Here is a 19,794-nt window from a genome sequence, read left to right on the forward strand (position 1 = left end):
GTTTACAAAATAAACGATTTTTTGGGGGAAATCTCAATGCTTGGAAGCACAACGAGGACATCATTTTTAAGTAGAATGGGAAAAAGGAAAAGAAGGGTCATCATGGGAGCAGTAGCTATAGCCTTACTGTGTGGAACGGGTGTTTTTGCCTATAGTAAGCTGCTATCTCCTTCACGTGCAGCTTCGATTATGCAGACAATCCAAGTCCAGCGAGGGGATGTGTCGGAGGTAATTACTGCTTCAGGAACCGTACAAGCTGCACAGCAGGTGACAGTTAACTTTCCGAGTGGTGATCAGTCCGTAACAGCAATCAACGTTAAAATAGGTGATACTGTTAAAGCAGGGCAGGTACTGGCTACAATGGATCAATCCGATGCTTTGATGCAAATAAAGATTGCAGAAGCTAACCTCTTATCAGCTAAGGCAGGTTTAGCGGAAAAAATGCAGGCAAAGGATGAAAATGAAATTGTAGTACTACAGTCAAATGTAACAAAAGCAAAAGCAGCATTAGAATCTGCTAAGAAAAATTATGACAATCAAAAGGCCCTGATCCAACAAGAGAAAGCGAGCGATGGCTTACAAGAGGCTCAAAAGAATCTGGAGACGCAAAAAAAATTATACGAAGCCGGCGCTATTTCCAAAAGTGAATTAGATCAGGCGCAAAATAGTTTGAATCAGGCAGAAGCTGAATACAAAACAGCCAACATGCAGCACAGTCAGACAGTAGACCAAAGTAATAATAATGTTGCCCAAGCACAGGCTGCCTACGATTCTGCGCTAGCTCAATTTAATCAAGCTAAGGCTCCAGTCCAAGAGTCTTCCCTACAAGCCGCAAAAGCATCAGTTACTCAAGCTGAGGTACAACTGCAACAACAACAGCAGAATTTAGAAAAGCTAACCTTAAAAGCACCAATGGATGGTGTTATTTTACAGGTGAACGGGCAGGTAGGAGAAGCGGCAAGCTCTCCCTTTTTGATGATGGACAATTCGAATTCTGAACAGTTGGGAGTAATGGCCCAGATTAGTCAGAACGATATCGGTAAAATCAAGCAGGGGATGGAAGCTACTTTTACGATTGGAACCTACAATAATAAAAAATTTCAAGGAAAAGTAGAAACAGTGTACCCAGAAGGGAGTACAGAATCAGGTGTGACAACCTATAAAGTACTTCTTACTGTCGAAAATAAAGAAGGATTGTTAAAGCCAGGCATGACGCTCCAGACAACAATTCATGCAGGGGAACAAAAGAATGTGCTCTATGTTCCAATTACTGCTTTGCGTGAACAAGGTGGGAAAACTGGAGTTTTGGTAAAAGGAAAAGATAGTGCTAGTACAGATACGGAAACACAAGCCGATTCAAAAGGCAAATCGCGTGACAAGGGGCAAACTGTATCAGGTTTTCAATTTAAGGAAGTAACGACTGGACTAATAGGCTCAGATCGCGTTGAAATTACGTCTGGACTTGAGGAAGGAGATCAAATCCTTTTAACTATGCAGGTAGCTAACAGCTCCTCGAATAGTCGTCAAATGGGTCAGGGGCCAATGTCGTCAGGTATGGGTGGTATGCCTGTAATGGGAGGAGGTATGCCAAGTGGCGGAGCTGGTTTCCAAGGTGGGGCAAGAGCAAGATAATGCTAGAGCTGTAATTCGGATTGCAGATGTGAAAAAGAAGTATGTGATTGGAGATCAAGAAATACATGCCCTGCGAGGAGTAAATCTTAGCATTGAAGAAGGGGATTTTGTAGCCATTATGGGGCCTTCAGGATCAGGTAAATCTACTATGATGAACATGATTGGTTGCTTGGATCTGCCTTCAAGTGGAACCTTTTATCTCGATGGCTATCCTGTTTCGGAGGCAGAGGATGAAGAGCTAGCTAAAATTCGGAACCAAAAAATAGGTTTTGTTTTTCAAAATTTTAATCTGATTCCGCGTACACCCGCAGTGGAAAATGTGGAGCTTCCACTTTTATATGCAGGTGTAGATGCTAAACAAAGACGACAGCGAGCTATTGATTCCCTACATAGAGTCGGACTTGGCAATCGGTTATATAACAAACCAAATGAGTTATCAGGTGGGCAGCAGCAACGTGTTTCTATTGCGCGTGCCTTGGTTAATGAACCTGTGATTATTTTGGCGGATGAGCCTACAGGTGCCCTTGATACGAAAACAAGTCAAGAGATCATGGGAATTTTTCAACAATTAAATAATGAAGGGAAAACGGTTATTCTAGTCACTCACGAACCAGATATTGCTGAATATGCTAAGCGAGTTATCCATTTCCGTGACGGACAGATCGTAGCTAATGAGGTAATTCAAGAGCGAAGAATAGCGAATTCCGAGGAAGTGGTGTTATGAATTATTGGGAAGCTATGCGCGTATCACTGCGGAGTGTCACAGCTAATAAGCTTAGGTCTTTTCTAACCATGCTAGGTATTATGATCGGCGTATCTGCTGTGATCGCAATGGTAGCGATTGGAGAAGGAGCAAAAGCTAGTGTAGCCAATCAAATTAACGGGTTAGGGAGTAATCTGTTGATTATCTCGGCAGGGCAAGCAAGGCAAGGTGGCATTAGCTTGGGGGCAGGCTCGCTTTCACTTAGTCTAGAGGATGCAGCAGCCCTTCAACAAAAGGATTCGATAGCAGATGTTACCCCCGCGGTTAGCACCCGAGCCCAATTGGTGTATCAGAATAGTAACTATTTATCTAGTTTGGAGGGCACGACGGAAGCTTTTCCACAGGTACGAAACGTTAGCTTGCAAGAGGGACGATTTTTTACTAGCTTTGAGGTAAGCGAGCAGGCAAATGTGGCGGTTATCGGTCCAGAGATCGTCACCAATCTCTTTGCCAACTCCAATGAAAGTCCTATTGGCAAAACGATTGAAATTAATCGTATTCCATTTACAGTGGTTGGTATTTTAAAAAGCCAAGGAAGCTCCGGCATGACTAATAACGATGATAAGGTAATGATTCCAATTACTACGGCGATGGAGCGTCTAGGACAAAGCAGCATTCGCACGATTTATGCCTCGGCAACATCAGCAGATGAGATGCTTCAGGCTCAGTTTGATATTCAACAAACCTTGCGATCTCAGCATAAGCTAATGCCTAGCCAAGAAAATGATTTTACTATAAGCTCTCAATCAGATATTTTGGAAACAGCGCAAAGCGTAACCAGCGTAATGACAACATTACTATCGGGAATTGCTGCGATTTCTTTAGTGGTAGGCGGCATCGGTATTATGAACATCATGCTGGTCTCCGTAACAGAGCGTACTCGTGAGATTGGGATTCGCAAGGCCATTGGAGCAACTAAGACGGCGATTATGCAACAATTTTTGATTGAATCAGTTACGCTGAGTATCTTGGGTGGGTTCATTGGGATTGTGCTGGGAGTTGGAGCGGCTTGGGTCGTGAACAAGCTGGGAGGAGTGGAGATTGCCATTACAATAACTCCCATGCTGTATGCCTTTTTATCATCCTTATTGGTAGGTGTGGTATTCGGCGTGTATCCTGCAAAAAAGGCCGCAGAGATGAAGCCAATTGATGCATTGCGATATGAATAGAAATACATGTGTTCTACTATAATTAAAGCGTAAAAAAGAAGATCTGTCATTTATGTTAATGTGAAGATAGGAAAAGCCTTTTATTCCTGGTTTTGCCAACAGGAGTAAAGGGCTTTTTCCTATATAATGATTTAGTTAGATATAAGTGAAACCTTTTCTCATTTATTCTGTATTACTTAGTAAGAAGTTACTATGTACCGCCAAAGATGAGAGAGTATATTTGCATGATTGGTAGAAGCTATTTTTACCATAAGAAAGGAGTCCCTTTTAGGGATAGATGGACATGAGAAAAGAAAGATATCGCCAAATTCAAATTATGAAGCTCCTCGGTGGAGAAAATAGATGGTTTACAGTTCAGGAGTTATCAGAAAAAATAGGTTGCTCATATAAGACTGTTGCCAAGGAAATTTCCATATTGAAGGATTTTTTGCCGCCTGGCTGGGAGATTAGTTCTATAAAAGGGAAGGGAGTCCAATTATTTTTACCGGAAAGCTCCTCTGTAAATGAAGTGATATCTTTATTTGTAAGAGATTCTTTTACTTTTCAAGTATTTCAGCAATTGCTTGAAGGAAATTGTAAAACCATTTCCCAATTAGCCGAACATTTATTTATCCAAGGACCTTCTCTTCAAAACGTTCTAAGAAGGGTAGGAAAACATTTAAAGACCTATAAATTACAGCTTCAAAGAAATCCCCTCCAAATTGTGGGGAATGAACTTCAAATCATCATGATGTTTTTTGAACTATATACTAGCTCTTATACCAATAAAGAATGGCCGTTTACAGAATACGAGGAAGTATGCATGCGGTACTTAGACGAGATTGAAGAGAGATTAGGTATTACTTTTGATGTATACGATAGGCACAAGCTCTCCTATTTTGTAGCGATTGTATTAAAAAGAAACAAACAAGGCTATCAAATCAATTTAGGCAATCCCATTTCTCACTATAATATTGAGACACCTTATTACCATACAATATCCACGATACTCGATCAGTTAACCTCGGAGTATAATATCTCTTTAACAACAGAGGACAAAATCATTATGACGATTGTTATTAAGGCTTCTAAGCATGTGTATAAGGATGTCGGCAAAGTAAAAAGGGAAGCACTTCAATATTTTCATGAAGGAAAAATACAAGTATTCATATATATGAAAGATTTCATTCATATGCTTGAAAATAAAATCAACAAGCCATTGATTCATGATGAGGAATTTGTTTTTACCTTAATCGATTACTTTAAGCGAACCATGTATACCCTAAAGTATTTCTCTACGATAAAAGTAAAGGAAAAATCTATTACCAAATATATTAGAGAAAAGCACCGTAAAACGTTTTTACAGGTGAAAGAAATATATAATGAATGGGCAAAAAAATACGGGATGGCAGATCATATCATTGATGATGAAATTGCTAATGTCACCATGCAAATAGAAGCTATGATTTCATTTAAGCCTAGATCTAAAAAGGCTCTTATTATATCTGGTGATGGGACAAGCTGGAAACGATATATGGAGGCTATTTTAAGAGAAAGGTTTGGCGAGAAATTACAAATATTAGATCAGTATTTGTATGATATAACAGAGGAACAAATCAAAACGCTAGGTATAGATATAGTCATTACGACTATTCCTATTGATATACAATCCATTCCGGTTATTCGTGTTCAATCCATTTTATCTCAACGTAACCTTCATACCCTTCAGCAATTTATTAACGACGATAAATAATATACCTGTGAATGTGAAAAAGACGTTTACTCTTTCAATCATAATGAGAGAGAACGTCTTTTTTTCTGTGAGAGTCCATGAGTAGAGCGTTAAAACGCATAAAAATGGATGGCCTTGCATACAGGAAAGGCATCATCAAAATGAATAGTGAGAGATGACATGATCAAGGAAGAAAAAAATTACCTTTAGTAACGGTAATTAATGCACTTGATAGGAAAATCAATTCATATGTAATATATGTATTACGACTTAGGTATAAAGTCTTATGCAATGTCAGCTTTTAGGGAGGATTTATAAATATACATGCAGTTACTTTCTCAAAATCACAGTGGTTCTGGTATGAGGCTTTCAAGCGATATTTATAGTAGCAATCGCTCGATTTCGGCGGGCAATGGAGGAACTTTCACTCAAAGTTTGTTTGGACACAATTCCATCCATGTTCAACATAAAAATATAGCGGATACTCCTGCTAAGGATGTTATATCTGGACAAGCAAGGAAGGAAGCCATAGATTTTGTGCATACCACATTGGATAATTCCTACTCTAAAGCTATCGCAGGAGAACAAATGGGCTCCAGCGCTCAGGATATGCTGGCAGATTTAATTTATACATGCAAGAATAACTCAATGATCATGGATTTACTAGGAAGGATTTGTGTTTTTGATAAAAGCATATTTGTCCATTCCTTTCATGTAATGATTTATAGTGTATTAGTTGGATTGAGAATGGGCTTGAATAAGCAGCAAATCACAGATTTAGGGTTAGGGGCGCTTTTACATGATGTAGGGAAATTGATGATCCCAACTCAGATCATTCAGAAGCCGGATTCACTAACGAATGAAGAATATGACATAATGAAGACGCATGCAAGCAAAGGATTTGCTTTGTTGAGACGACTGCCAGCAATTCCAGAGATCGTTGCACAATGCGCTTATGAGCATCACGAACGTATGGATGGAAATGGGTATCCACGTAACTTGCAGGAAAAAGATATTCATTTATTTGCGAAAATCATTGGAGTGTGTGACGTCTTCGAAGCTTTAACGAGCCAGCGTGTATATCGAAAGCCGATGCTACCGCATGATGCCATGGAATTTTTATTTGCAGGCTCAGGCACCCAATTTTGCCAGAAGGTATTGCAAGCGTTCCGTAATTCCATCTATTTATATCCTGTGGGCATGTTTGTAACGTTAAGCTCAGGCTATTCAGGTGTCGTTGTCAAAAATAATCCGGGTATGCCTTCACGACCTATTGTTCGTCTTTTAGAAAATAAAGCACATGTTTCATTACCTTCATTTGAAATAGATTTGTCGAGCGAATTGAATTTGGTGATTTCCGATTGCAAAGCGATCGGATAAGAATGGAATAAGAAAACTACATAAATCCATGTAATGAACTGTCTATAGGAAGGAATGTTTCGAAATTTATATCTGAAACATTCCTTCCTCTCTTATAATAGAACTAACATCTGGTGCTACTTGTCAAAAGTAATTTAGGAGGAATTCAAATGAATGACCTAAATGATTTACGGCAGTTATTTCGAGATGATCAGGTTTCTATAAGTGAGAGTGTTTTAGAGCTACATAGCAAAGATGAATCTTATCACACCCCTGTTTTACCTGATGTAGTGGTGTTTCCTGAATCCAGGGAGGATGTATCACGTCTGCTTGCTTTTGCTAACGACCGTGAGCTACCTGTGGTTCCATTTGGTAGCGGAAGCAGTTTAGAAGGACATGTGATTCCTGTGAAGAAAGGAATATCCTTAGATTTTCAACGAATGAATCGAATTCTGGAGATCCGGCCAGATGATTTGTTGATACGTGTCCAACCAGGGATAACTAGGACCCAAGTAAATAAAGAACTGAAAAAATACGGCTTGTTTTTTTCTGTTGATCCAGGGGCAGATGCTACGCTTGGTGGAATGGCCGCGACAAATGCTAGTGGTACTACTGCTGTCCGATATGGTGTTATGCGTGATCAGGTGCGTGACCTAGAAGTCGTATTAGCTGATGGAAGCATTATTCATACCGGTGGTTTAGCAGCCAAATCATCATCTGGATACCATCTAAATGGTCTGTTCGTTGGTTCGGAAGGGACATTGGGTGTATTTACTGAGCTGACCTTACGCGTGTACGGTATTCCTGAGGAAATGATGGCCGTTCGAGCTACATTTCCTGATGTGGAAAGTGCTGTTCAGACAGCGGTGACTATTCTTTCTGTAGGAATTCCTGTTGCTAAAATGGAGCTGGTAGACGAATTATCCATTCAAAAAATGAATCGCCATAAAAATACCTCATACGAAGTGACACCCACCTTATTTCTTGAGTTCCATGGAAATACAGCAGGATTGATGCAGGATGCACAATTTGCTAGAGAATTAGCGTTAGAGAAAGGCTGCCTGCATTTTCAGCAGGAGATAGATTCAAAGGCCCGGGCGCAATTATGGGAGGCTAGGCATCATTTGTACTATGCTTTTGCTCATTCCGTACCGGGAAAGCGTGTTATGACGACGGATGTATGTGTGCCTTTATCCGAACTGGCTGGTGCAGTACGTAATGCACAACAAGTCGTGCAAGAATTAAATTTTGAGGGCGGAGTGGTTGGACATATTGGTGATGGTAATTACCATACGCTACTCTTATTAAATCCACTTGATTCCGAAGAGCTTGCCCGTGCAGAAGCGGCGAATACCCGTATAGTTGAATATGCCTTAGCACGCGGTGGTACATGTACGGGAGAGCACGGTGTAGGGCTGGGGAAACGAAAATACCAGCAAACAGAGCATGGCGAAGCATTTCATTCCATGTTAGCTGTAAAAAAAGCCTTTGATCCTAAAGGAATATTAAACCCAGGAAAAATTTTCAGCTAGCAGCCAACTACGGAGTGATACTGGTAGGAACCTCTGGTGGCATGTGCTGTTTATCGTTCGAATACGTGAAGGACTCATCTCGATTTTCTTTGAGAGGAGTCCTATTTTTTGCTGTGAAGAGCTACCACAGCTATAAGCCCTAGATGGAATCCTCCCTCCAATGAGCAATAACCGCAAGCTGTGAGGGACATATGTCCTTCCCAAAAAATACGGATTATCATTTAATAATAGAGAATCGGATTGGGGGAGAGAGAAAATGAAAGGGAGCTTATTCGCGTTTTTAGGCGGGGCTTGTATTACCTTGCAAGGAGTAGCGAATTCTAGGATAAGTCGAGATATTGGAACTTGGCAAACGGCGACTATCACCCAATTAACTGGATTTGTTCTAGCTTTGCTTATTCTGATGTTCGTCAGAGATGGAAATTGGCAAAGGGTTAGGCAAGTAAAGCCGTTATTTTTGACTGGCGGTGCTTTAGGGGCGTTCATCATTTTCAGTAATATCACCGCTATCCAACAGATCGGTGTTACCCTTGCGATATCTACACTGCTGATTGCTCAGTTGAGCCTGACCTTTATCATTGATAGTAATGGATGGTTCGGCGTGTTGAAACAGAAGATGAGACTGCCACAGTTCATCGGCATAGCAATGATGATTGCTGGTGTGGTGATACTAAGATTTTGATCGTATAAATATTTTAGAATGCGACAGATGATAGACTGGGGGTAAAACGAGTAATGAAGGAAATCTCAGATCGTGAGCAATTGAATCATTATCTACATGCTCATCAAATAGAATCTGTATTTAATGAACAGGTACTACCTCATTTGGCACTGTACAGCTTTAAGCAGGGAGAGATTATCTGCTCCCAAGGAGAATCTGCACAGTATTTGTACCTTCTTGTTAAGGGAAAGGTTAAGATCTATACTACCTCGATGGAGGGGAGAACACTGATCCTCTCTTTTAAGACACCTCTTGAGGCGATTGGGGATATCGAATACGTACGTGGTACTGATATTCTCAATACGGTTGAGGCAGTATCGCCTGTCCATTTGATTGGTGTTCACCATCGTTGGCTGAAAAAATACGGAAGAGATCACGCACCGTTTCTCCAATTTTTACTGGAGATCATTACTCGAAAATTTTATATTAAATCCAATTCTTTAAGCTTCAATCTGATGTATCCCGTGGAAGTGCGGTTGGCAAGTTATCTATTGTCTGTCTCCTATGACGAGTCTAATTCTCTCTTTAAAGGGCAACTAAGCACAGTCAGTCTAAGGGATGTAGCGAACTTAATTGGAACCAGCTATAGGCATCTAAATCGGGTAATTCGACAATTCTGTACAGAGGGGCTAATAGAGCGAAACAAAGGTTTCATTCTTGTGAAGGACAGAGCTGGATTAAGTGCGCTGACCAGTCATAATATTTACGAGTAGTTAAGCAGGGATAACATCAGTAAAGGGAGAAAATGCAATGATTCTAGGGATAGTATTGGCTTTGATCGCAGGCTCGCTAGTTGGCTTACAAAATATTTTCAATGGTAAGGTAAATGAGCATGTTGGCTCTTGGACAACGACTACATTAGTATTAGGAATGGGTTTTGTGGCTTCGCTTACGATGGGTTTCATCTTTGAAGGGAAACACATATTTACATTACAAAATATGAAGACCTGGTATTGGTTTAACGGTTTGATCGGAGTAGGGGTGGTAATCTGTCTGGTGCAGGGGATAAGACTGCTTGGTCCTACGTATGCCATCTCTATCGTTGTAACATCACAGCTTGGGTTTGCTTTATTGTGGGACTCGCTAGGCTGGTTTGGACTGGATAAGGTTCCTTTTACTTTTAGGCAGTTAATAGGCGTACTCGTTATCGTTTGTGGTGTTATTCTATTTAAATTAGGAAATGGATGTGAGAAGCAGGTGGCGGGTGATTCACAGCATTCTGTCAGATAAGTGGTTTTACATGTTAGCTGCTGCCAAACGCTTAAATAATAATAGTAAGAAGGTTGTGGATAGCTGATTATTCGAAGTATGGTGACATATGATAGACTAAGATTATAAATATTTACCATATCGAATACGAATGGAGCATATCATGATCATTAACAAACAAGAATTTGATGTAAAAGGGCTAAGCTATACGATTCGATCTGCAACCGAAACAGATGCGAAAGCTTTGTCTAAGCTTAGATTACAGTTAGATGGGGAGACTGAAAATTTAGACAGGGAAAAAGGGGAGGCGTTCATAGATCCTTTAGGGTTTGAACAATTAATTAAAGCAGATACTGAAAATAAAAGAAACTTATTTTTAGTTGCGGTCGTTCATGATCAGATAGTCGGGTTTTCCAGATGCGAAGGAAATCAACTGAAAAGATTCTCACATAAAATAGAATTTGGTGTGTGCGTTTTAAAGGAGTTTTGGGGATTTGCCATAGGCAAAAATCTGTTAAAAGAATCTATTGCTTGGGCTGACTCGAATGATATTAAAAAAATTACATTGAATGTTTTAGAAACGAATGAGAAAGCCATTACCCTTTATAGAAAGCTTGGCTTTGAAATAGAAGGCATACTAAAAAAAGACAAAATCCTGTCTGACGGTAAATATTATAACACCATTATCATGGGGAGATGCCATGAATAAGAACAAGCTAAAATTGCTAGGTATACTAATTCACTTCAGTTTAGTCGTAATAGAGTGCATAACCAGTCGGAGCTACTGGAGGCACTCTATTATTTATCCCCTCATTTGTATATCTTTGTATCATACTTACGTTAGACGGCCTACCGTTCTATCGAAAAATGCTCAACGACTTGGGACTTAAATAATTTAGCAGGAAAATGCAGCTCCCTATCCTTATGGACAATAAGCCCGTGTGTTGAGTAAATGGGCGGGCATAGTGGTAGCGTTTGGAACTCTTTTTCTTCTAGTTCTTTTTTTACGCATATTTCTGGAAGTAATGCAAAGCCAATGCCACATTTCACAGCTTGCTTAATCATTTCTATGCTTGGAAACTCTAATGCACTATTTCCTTCAATTCCAGCCTTCTGCAAAATCCTACTAGCTTGAGTGTGGTATAGGCAACTGGTTCCAAAGCTTATTACGATTTCATCGTGTAACATATCCAATCCACTAGATTCAACTCTTTGCACCAAGGCATCCGAGGCAATAAAAACAAGTTTTTCCTCTAAAAGTGGGTGGAAAATTAGATCATTGCGATTGGGATTTTGCGGAACAATGCCAAAATCTACAGCGTGATCTAAAACCCTCTTCAGAATATCCGGCTGAAATCCCGCTTCTAGTCTTACTTTTATCCGTGGATATTGATTCATAAATTGTTGGATAAAGGAGGACATACGTGTTAAGAAAAAGGATTCCTGCATACGAATATGTATCGTTCCCTGCGGTTGATCCAATTCGTTCATTGCATGCTCTAAGGACATACCTAAATGTATAAATTGATACGCAAATGTAGCAAGTCTAACACCCGCTTCTGTAGGTTTTACACCTCTGGATAATCGATGAAACAATTTTTGATTGCAGGCTTGCTCCAATAACTGAATATGACTAGTTACAGTAGATTGAACATAGCCTAATTTCTCTGCGGCTCGACTAAAGCTCTTTTCTTCTATTACTGCAATAAATGTCTGAAAGAACTTCCCTTCCAGTAATTCAATCATTGTATATCTACCTCCATGATATCGGGAATCGAAATGGATCGTATCACAAACATTCATAAGTAAAATCGGTAATTCAATGATATAGTAACTCTCGTACAGAAGAAAGTACTATTTCAAAAGCAGACTGATCCAAAAGGAGGAAACAAAACATGAACAAAAAACAAGGATTTAGATTAGGCGTGTACATTTTTAAAGACGCAGAGGTTATTGATTACGCAGCTCCCTACGGCGTATTTTCGGTAGCACGAAGATTTGACCCTGAATTGGATGTTTTTCTTGTAGCAGACGCGATGAAACCAATTCAAACTCAAGCGGGATTAACTGTACACCCTAACTACAGCTTCAATGACATGCCCGATTTGGATGCCTTTTTAATTCCTGGTGGCTTTGGTACCCGACAGGAAACGAATAATAAGCGACTACACCAATACATTCGATCTCTTCCTGAAACAACTCTGCTTACAAGTGTATGTACAGGCTCATGGATTTACGGCAGAATGGGGCTTTTGGATGGTATCCCTGCAACAAATCGTAAAGAGCCAGATCATTTGGAGGCTACGGACATGGGCAAGGTACCAATCGATCGATTAGCTGAAATTGCACCAGCTTGCAAAATCAGTCGTGCTCGTATAGTTGATACTGGTAGAATTATAACCGCAGGCGGGATTGCTTCTGGCATGGAAATGGGCTTTCATTTGTTAAGAAGAGCAGGCTATGATGAAACCTTTATTTCTGAAGTAGCTCGCGTTATGGAGTATAAAGTAGCATATGACAACTACAAGGATGATATTGAATATTTTGAGTGTTAGGGTAATTAGGTTGGAGTAGAGAGGTATATTTTATTGCCAAAGTCTATTCGAATCAATATGAAGCCACCAAGCTAAAAAGCGGGGTGGCTTATATTTTTTGACAATAAGAGGGGTGATTTAATTGAAAATGAAGTGATAATATATATTCTAAGCGCTAGAAAGTACCACTAATAATGGTTGGTGACGTTTAGAAAAACTTCTATGTAAGTTAAATAACTTTTTGAAATGGGAGGTATTCTGTACGAATGAAAATAAAGAATTATTGGATGCTCCTATCGTTAGTGTTAATGTTAAATTTGATGCTTACAGCTTGCTCAAATGAAGAGTATTTACATGTTAAATATAAACAAGATGATATTTTGGTTATTCAGGGTGAAAAATTTTCCAAAAGTGAACATACTTTACTACATAATAGCCCTGTTGAATCCTCTTCTTTTACTGCTGCAACGGGGTTTGTTCCAGATGAAAGATGGAAAAGTCAAATAAAGGTACAGGATGAAAAATATACGTTTCTTGATATACATTCATCTAATGTAATAACAGGTACATTTATTCTTGATAATAATTCAAAAAAAGATATTAGATACAGGCTACTTGCTTATCAGGGGAACATAAACATACCAATTAATATTGATGGTTATGATAAAAAAATTGGAATTGAAGTAACGGTAAAGAGCAATACCACAGTAAAGCTACCTGTATCGATTCCATTTTCAACAACAGGCGATAAGGAATTAACTATTTTTCCAATAACTATTTCTAATCAATTAGAAAGATATAACGGTGGAAATCTTGGCTTAGTGCGATTTTTTGTCTCAAATGGAATGGATTCTCAAATAACGAAAGAGATAATTGCTAAACAAGAATTCTCTTTACCTGAAAATTATGACACGCAAAATATTTCTTTACTCCCTACGTTATCCTGGATGGGGGATAAGTTCGCTGAACCGAAATACATGAATAGGAATAATAAGCTATACACTACAAAGAAAGTGAAAGGGTTACAAGTAAAGCCATTACCATATGATACAAAGCTCGATATAATTTGGGCAGATGAATTTGGGAATACAAGCCTACTTGCAAAAAATGTTCCTGTAACTAAAAATCAAGCTACCTCCATTAATATAGAAGATCAGATATTATCTGACATCTATAAAAACGAACAACGTCAATTTTTATTTGTTTTTGCTAACAGGAATGAAGAAATCTTGGCTGATGCGCTTGCCCTTGATCAATTAAAAAAACCTTATATGACTACCTTTCAGGGGATCATTGAGATATATCCAATTATAGAGAAAAACTAGCCTACTAGGTGGAAAGACTATAATTTTCCTTCTGAGATGAAAAGGAAATTTTGAAACATCCTTTGAAACATCCAATGAAGCTTAATAGAAGTTGTTAGAGGAAATGGAGCCTGAGTACAGTTAAAAGAATCATAAAGCAATGTCCCAACAGCGCAATAAGGCTATGCTGGGACATGCTTGCAGCTCGGTTTTCTCTACCTTTCATAAGGAAAGACTTTATGGCTTGTTAACAAAAATAGCAGTTAGGAATAAAAAAATGCCGGTAATCCATACAGGAATACCGGCTAGTTGGTTTTATGGGAGCCAATTCAGACTAAGCTCAAATCAACTCCTTTATTTCCAAACGTAGTCATATCAACCAAAGCACCCATGTCCTTACTTATCAGTAACCGCATATTTTTTGCCGTCAATTGTAATGGTATAATTTGTAGGACCGCTGATAGGCACGTAATAAACGATGCTCATATCTATGCTTTGTCCAGGCGCTACTGATTTCCAAGTAGGAATAGTGACTGCCACACGGTGAAAATCACCCTTTAATCCACCGACGTTTGGCCCCGTATGACCAGCAGAGATTAGTTTTACACTATCCCCGCTATAGCTACTAAATTGGGCTGAGGTAGAAGTAGGAACATCGAACTCAATGACGGAGCCGCCTGTGATAGTTAGATTACTGTTATTGGTTATTTTTAGCGTAGGATTGATTGGATAATTTTGATCTCCTAGTTGAAATCCAGTGACTTCTATTTTTAGGGCTAGTTTATCGGCTGGTAGCGGGGTTTTACTATTTGAAACATCATATGGAGTTGCTACTAAAAATTTACTATGCATCAATTTGGTTAAAGTAGAACCCATGTGGTATTCTCCTTTACCCTCATTGCGATCCTTGTACCAGTCGTAGTCACCTGCCAATTCCCAAATCATAATGCCGCCAATCCCATTTTTTATAACATAATCTGCTTTGGCGCCGATAGATTGTTCATCCTCGGTAGATAGAAAAACTTTCTTCTCAGCATTCCAAAGCCATGGGGCAACAAGAGTAGAATCGTAGTTACGCTTATAGGTACCAGTCAACACTGGATTTACAATCCCATGATCCTTCAAATAGGAGCCAGCAATGCCCTTTTCGAGATTTTTGGCATGCCACATTGGATTTGAGCCTGCCCCTTCCTCTTTTCCATTCTCATCTTTATCATGCCAGATGTTATCAATTCCTGTGGCGCCATCCCCGCAAGCGGTTAGTCCAGTTGGGCAATTTTTACCTACAGCTTTTCCCCATAGCCCATCTGTTCCTCCCACAACATTTTGAAAGCCACGAGTATAATAGGGAACTCCGATGTTGATTCGTCCTGCTTGCATCATCCCACGCATGTAATGGTAAGCCCAATCTGTATTGAGGTAGCCAATGCCGCCATATTGAGGCGTGTTATAAATGTTGTATTTAATTAACTCTCCATCCTTGCCATCATCAAATAATGCAGCATTAGGACCAACGAATTCATTCCAAGCCCCGTGAAGATCATAGGACATCACATTCACATAGTCGAGATACTTCAAAGCTTGGAAAGACTCCATTCCACGCAACAAATAGGCAGAAGAAGGTGAGGCTATGGTTAGCATGTAATATTTACCGTCCTCAGAAGATGCCTGATCCAGCTTCACTCGCAAGGTTTTTAACAAGGCGTTATAGCCTGTCATTAGTCCTTTTAAGCGAGGAGTGGAAAATTGCCAATCTAATGGATTGCCGGCTTGATTCATTGTAGTTGGGTATTCGTAGTCGATGTCGATTCCTTCAAAATTATATTTGCGTAAAAAATCAACAGCAGAGGTAGCGAATGTGTCAATTGCCGCTTGATTGACGGAGCCATCTGCATTAGTCGTCATCGTGTAAAAGCCTCCAGAAGCAATTCGCTTTCCATTCTCATCAATATATCCTCCTGATTCAGCCCATCCTCCAACGGAAATAAGGGTTTTTACACCAGGATTTTTTTTCTTCCACTGTGTTAGCAGATTGAAGTGTCCTTTATATGGCAGGGATGGGTCCATTAGGGCATCGGGATACTCTGGCCAAGTTAAGCCTAGCGCTGGATTGGTTGGATCAGTGGGGGAACCAACAGATACGCGGTTATTACTGTCAACATGAGCAAAAGCGTAGTTGATATGTGTTAGGCTTTTCCACGGAATATCGGTGACTAAATATTTGGATTGTCCATTTTTCCCCGTTCTCCAGCTTGTAAAGTAGCCAATTATTCGTCGTTTAGAATCATTGGCTAGCTTTTCACGTCCATCCTGATCATATGCTTGGCAATAAGGAATGTTTTTTACGCCAGAATCATATAGACCTGCTGGACGGCAAGGGGTGGCTGGCTCAGGTGGTAAAGTGTCTGTATCTGTAGTGACTTTTAACGGTTGACTAGCCTCAGACTCCAAGCCTTGATTGTCTTTTGCTTTTACTGTAAATGTGTAAGTGGTATTGGGAGTCAGATTGGTGATCGTAGCATTGGTTTTTGTAACCGCTTGCAAATTATCGTTATAATAAACCGTATAGCCTATCACTTGCTTATCATCGGTAGAAGCAGCCCATGTGAGAGAAACACTTGTGGAGGTTTTTGCTGTTACAGCTAGATTGGTAGGTACGGTAGGAGGAGTATTAGAAGGATCAGGTGGATTAGTGGGATTAGTAGAGCAAACGCCAAGATCCTGCCACACATCACTGGTACCTGGCTCTTCACCCTGTGTCCACCATTTTGCTGTCCATTCATGACCCTTGTAGGAAGCTTGTTGTCCACTGGTGTAAATTGTTTTACTATCCCAGACAGCAGAGCAGATCGGCGAAGCAGAGACGCTAGCTGGTAGAATAGCCGGGAAAATACTTGCAAAAAGAACGAAGGCTAACAACAAGAAATTGAATTTTCTGACTGAATGAGCAGTAGGAATGCGTTGATACATCTTTCTCATCTCCTAACTTTCATTTTTTACTTAGGTCAGTTCATATCATTGTTGTTATATTAGATTGGTTCGTTTAAATATACAATAGTCTGAAATAAATGAAAAGTGTAATTTCGTGAAATGAAACAGTTTGCAAAAAGAAGGGAGGAAAGACCTGGGTATAGTTTCGTGCAATGATTTGTACAATTTCAGTCTAATTCTTGCACAAATGTATAACGAACATTTGGACTAAAACTTTCAACAGCTAGGCGATATAATAAAGCCATAAAGCGATTGATATAATTATAAAATATCTATAGAAAGCGCTAACATTAATTTTGTTAGTTAGGTGCAAAAGTGGTTCCAATAAGGATGAAGCACTAAGAAGCACTGGAACATGGGGAAGGAGGTTAAAGGATCACCATGCTACGTGAACTATTAACCAGAGACCGCATTCAAGTTATTGAGGAGGTTCCTACTTGGGAGGATGCGATACGTCTAGCTGCTCAACCGTTACTAGATGATGGGAGCATTCAAGACTCCTATATTCAGGCTATGATCCATAATGTGAAGGAGCTGGGGCCATATGTAGTGATTGCGCCAGACATTGCTATTCCTCATTCACGTCCTGAGAACGGCGTCAACAGAGTAGGCATGAGCTTTCTGAAATGTCATAAACCGGTCTCCTTTTCAGAAAAAGCAGAGCATCGGGTAAGATTGCTCTTTGTGCTCGCAGCTACGGATAATGACTCCCATTTGGGTGCACTATCTCAATTGACAGAAGTATTATCTGATCCAAATTCTTTACAAATCCTGTTAACAACAGATTCTATTGAAGAGATTCTTCAGCTTATTCAGGTTTAAAACAATCAGTAAATATAACAATGACATTTGAGGAGGAATTAAGTATGAAAAAGATTTTAGTTGTATGTGGAAACGGTCTAGGAAGTAGCTTCATTGTGGAAATGAACGTGAAAAAAATCTTAGGAGAGCTAGGCGTTGAAGCGGAGGTATCCCATACCGACTTGGCTTCTAGTAAAACAGAGAGAGCTGATCTGTATCTAGGCTCTAAAGATATCGTGGGTAATCTTGAAGATGGTTCACGTGTTGTTGAAGGCCTAACCAACATTCTGGATCAGAACGAAATTCGTGAAGTCCTGAAAAAACACTTCTAAAGCTAGAAGTGTTTGGATTCCTCTTTATGGCACCATGAAAAAGAAAAGTGGAGGGATTGTCCATGCTAGACTTTCTGATGAATGATATTTTAGGAACACCTGCAATCTTGGTCGGACTCTTCGCTTTATTCGGCTTGTTGCTCCAAAAGAAAAATATAGCTGATATCATCGCAGGCACTTTGAAAACCACTATGGGTTTTATTATTCTAGGTGGTGGAGCTAGTATTTTAATTGGCTCTTTGGATGCCTTTAGCAAAATATTCACAGAAGCCTTTCATATTAACGGGGTTATTCCCAATAACGAGGCGATTGTAGCCATTGCCCAACAAACATTTGGGAAAGAAACAGCGATGATCATGTTCTTTGGTATGGTAGCAAATATTTTGTTTGCCCGCTTCACTCCGTTTAAATATATCTTCTTAACGGGGCATCATACGCTGTTCATGGCTTGTCTGTTATCCGCAGTATTATCCACAGGTGGTTTTACAGGTGTACCGTTAGTTATTATTGGATCAGTTTTATTGGGAGCTTTAATGGTTTTATCTCCAGCAATGACGCAACCATATACGCGTAAAGTAACTGGTTCGGACGATTTCGCCATGGGTCATTTCGGATCATTTGGATATCTAACAGCGGGCTTTATTGGGGCAAAGTTTGGTAATAAAGCAAAATCCACCGAGGATATTAAAGTTCCAAAATCTCTTGGCTTCCTGCGTGATACCTCGATTTCTATCTCTTTGACGATGGCGCTCTTGTATTTGATTATTGCACCATTTGCTGGACAAAGCTTTATCGAGAGCCAACTATCTAATGGTCAAAACTTCATTGTATATTCCTTTATTCAAGCAATCACTTTTGCAGCCGGTGTGTATATCGTGCTTGCTGGTGTACGTATGCTGATTGCAGAAATTATTCCTGCTTTTAAAGGGATTGCAGATAAAATTGTACCAAATGCAAAACCAGCTCTCGATTGCCCAACTATTTTCCCATTTGCACCAAACGCTGTGATTATTGGTTTCCTATCTAGTTTTGTGGCAGGCTTAATCGCCATGTTTATCCTGCCAGTGATTGGGCTCAAGGTTATTGTACCTGGTGTTGTTGGTCACTTCTTCACAGGTGCTGCGGCCGGTGTTTATGGAAATGCTACAGGTGGACGACGAGGTGCGATCATCGGTGCTTTTGTAAATGGACTATTGATCTCTCTCTTGCCAGCCCTATTATTACCTGTACTAGGTGGTCTAGGCTTTGAGGGTTCTACATTCGGCGACGCTGACTTTGGAATTGTAGGGATTATTCTTGGAAAAATGATTACCTTGTTTCAATAGATAAAATAGTAAACAAATAAGGAAGGCTAGTTTCGCTTTAGGTGAAACTAGCCTTTTTCATCGGGGAAAGCCCAAAATCCTACATATAAAATGTATATTGATTAGAGGAAGGTATTTTTTGGATGAAGTTTGCAAAATCTGAGTAAAATACGGGCATAAATTAAAGAGTGCAAAGGAAGAGAAATCGCTTTATTCACGGATGACGAAAGCGATTTTTTTGATCAGAAAAACCGAGTTTCTTCCTATTATAATAGGCAACTGTGCAAAGGCTATAAAATGGACCTGCAAATTGTGCAAAAACATCGTTCTTTTTGCAAATGAAAAATAGAAGTCAGCACGGGTTTGTGCAAGAAAAAAGTAGCTGTCAAGAAATGGACGAGATTTGTAAGAGCTTACCGTTGATTTGTAGAA

Annotated in this window: 17 protein-coding genes; 15 read left to right on the plus strand and 2 right to left on the minus strand. The window is 39.7% G+C overall.

The genetic code is table 11. The annotated features are described in order from the left end of the window. Nucleotides 1–102 precede the first annotated feature (102 nt). From GOP56_RS20225 to GOP56_RS20270, 10 genes are all read left to right on the plus strand, one after another. Complete coding sequence (locus tag GOP56_RS20225) at nucleotides 103–1,632, plus strand: efflux RND transporter periplasmic adaptor subunit (protein WP_254068484.1); 1,530 nt, start codon at nucleotides 103–105, stop codon at nucleotides 1,630–1,632. Beyond that, nucleotides 1,592–2,356, plus strand: coding sequence for an ABC transporter ATP-binding protein (locus GOP56_RS20230; protein ID WP_003335312.1), 765 nt, complete (start codon nucleotides 1,592–1,594; stop codon nucleotides 2,354–2,356). Before GOP56_RS20225 ends, GOP56_RS20230 begins: the two co-directional genes overlap by 41 nt. Next, nucleotides 2,353–3,564, plus strand: coding sequence for an ABC transporter permease (locus GOP56_RS20235; RefSeq protein ID WP_068792719.1), 1,212 nt, complete (start codon nucleotides 2,353–2,355; stop codon nucleotides 3,562–3,564). The genes GOP56_RS20230 and GOP56_RS20235 overlap by 4 nt, the downstream gene beginning before the upstream one ends. 283 nt (nucleotides 3,565–3,847) lie before the next feature. Continuing rightward, the gene (locus GOP56_RS20240) at nucleotides 3,848–5,296 is read left to right on the plus strand and encodes a BglG family transcription antiterminator (protein WP_254068486.1); all 1,449 of its coding nucleotides are present in this window, start codon (nucleotides 3,848–3,850) and stop codon (nucleotides 5,294–5,296) included. Between the two features lie 303 nt (nucleotides 5,297–5,599). Continuing rightward, complete coding sequence (locus GOP56_RS20245; protein ID WP_174250694.1) at nucleotides 5,600–6,655, plus strand: HD-GYP domain-containing protein; 1,056 nt, start codon at nucleotides 5,600–5,602, stop codon at nucleotides 6,653–6,655. Between the two features lie 149 nt (nucleotides 6,656–6,804). Further along, nucleotides 6,805–8,166: an FAD-binding oxidoreductase gene (locus tag GOP56_RS20250; RefSeq protein ID WP_163246438.1), complete on the plus strand. Its 1,362-nt coding sequence runs from the start codon at nucleotides 6,805–6,807 to the stop codon at nucleotides 8,164–8,166. A gap of 256 nt (nucleotides 8,167–8,422) precedes the next feature. Next, nucleotides 8,423–8,848: a DMT family transporter gene (locus tag GOP56_RS20255; RefSeq protein WP_163246440.1), complete on the plus strand. Its 426-nt coding sequence runs from the start codon at nucleotides 8,423–8,425 to the stop codon at nucleotides 8,846–8,848. A 53-nt stretch (nucleotides 8,849–8,901) separates the two neighbouring features. After that, nucleotides 8,902–9,600: a Crp/Fnr family transcriptional regulator gene (locus tag GOP56_RS20260; protein WP_163246442.1), complete on the plus strand. Its 699-nt coding sequence runs from the start codon at nucleotides 8,902–8,904 to the stop codon at nucleotides 9,598–9,600. Nucleotides 9,601–9,637: 37 nt separating this feature from the next. Beyond that, complete coding sequence (locus GOP56_RS20265; protein ID WP_163246444.1) at nucleotides 9,638–10,117, plus strand: DMT family transporter; 480 nt, start codon at nucleotides 9,638–9,640, stop codon at nucleotides 10,115–10,117. 142 nt (nucleotides 10,118–10,259) lie between these two features. Further along, the gene (locus GOP56_RS20270) at nucleotides 10,260–10,805 is read left to right on the plus strand and encodes a GNAT family N-acetyltransferase (protein ID WP_163246445.1); all 546 of its coding nucleotides are present in this window, start codon (nucleotides 10,260–10,262) and stop codon (nucleotides 10,803–10,805) included. Nucleotides 10,806–10,945: 140 nt separating this feature from the next. Here GOP56_RS20270 and GOP56_RS20275 read toward each other — a convergent pair whose 3' ends face one another. Continuing rightward, nucleotides 10,946–11,842 carry a LysR family transcriptional regulator gene (locus GOP56_RS20275; protein WP_163246447.1) on the minus strand — a complete coding sequence of 299 codons (897 nt, stop codon included), beginning with the start codon at nucleotides 11,840–11,842 and terminating at the stop codon, nucleotides 10,946–10,948. 149 nt (nucleotides 11,843–11,991) lie between these two features. Between GOP56_RS20275 and GOP56_RS20280 the strand changes: the two genes are divergently transcribed. Continuing rightward, on the plus strand, nucleotides 11,992–12,651 hold the full coding sequence (locus GOP56_RS20280; RefSeq protein ID WP_163246449.1) for a DJ-1/PfpI family protein: 660 nt from the start codon (nucleotides 11,992–11,994) through the stop codon (nucleotides 12,649–12,651). A gap of 245 nt (nucleotides 12,652–12,896) precedes the next feature. Next, nucleotides 12,897–13,955, plus strand: coding sequence for a hypothetical protein (locus GOP56_RS20285; protein WP_163246450.1), 1,059 nt, complete (start codon nucleotides 12,897–12,899; stop codon nucleotides 13,953–13,955). A gap of 375 nt (nucleotides 13,956–14,330) precedes the next feature. Here GOP56_RS20285 and GOP56_RS20290 read toward each other — a convergent pair whose 3' ends face one another. After that, nucleotides 14,331–16,904 (minus strand): glycosyl hydrolase family 18 protein, encoded by a 2,574-nt coding sequence (locus GOP56_RS20290; RefSeq protein ID WP_163246452.1) that lies wholly within the window; start codon nucleotides 16,902–16,904, stop codon nucleotides 14,331–14,333. Between the two features lie 402 nt (nucleotides 16,905–17,306). On the opposite strand from GOP56_RS20290, the gene GOP56_RS20295 reads away from it, so the two are divergent. The 3 genes from GOP56_RS20295 (at nucleotide 17,307) to GOP56_RS20305 (ending at nucleotide 19,383) form a co-directional block, all read left to right on the plus strand. Continuing rightward, on the plus strand, nucleotides 17,307–17,747 hold the full coding sequence (locus GOP56_RS20295; RefSeq protein ID WP_003335298.1) for a PTS sugar transporter subunit IIA: 441 nt from the start codon (nucleotides 17,307–17,309) through the stop codon (nucleotides 17,745–17,747). A gap of 44 nt (nucleotides 17,748–17,791) precedes the next feature. After that, nucleotides 17,792–18,058 (plus strand): PTS sugar transporter subunit IIB, encoded by a 267-nt coding sequence (locus GOP56_RS20300; protein WP_003339177.1) that lies wholly within the window; start codon nucleotides 17,792–17,794, stop codon nucleotides 18,056–18,058. Nucleotides 18,059–18,120: 62 nt separating this feature from the next. Continuing rightward, a complete protein-coding gene (locus tag GOP56_RS20305; RefSeq protein ID WP_003335296.1) occupies nucleotides 18,121–19,383 on the plus strand; it encodes a PTS ascorbate transporter subunit IIC in 1,263 nt (420 codons plus the stop codon). The last annotated feature ends 411 nt before the right edge of the window (nucleotides 19,384–19,794 follow it).

Source organism: Brevibacillus sp. 7WMA2 (assembly GCF_010748895.1).
GTDB classification, from domain to species: domain Bacteria; phylum Bacillota; class Bacilli; order Brevibacillales; family Brevibacillaceae; genus Brevibacillus_B; species Brevibacillus_B halotolerans.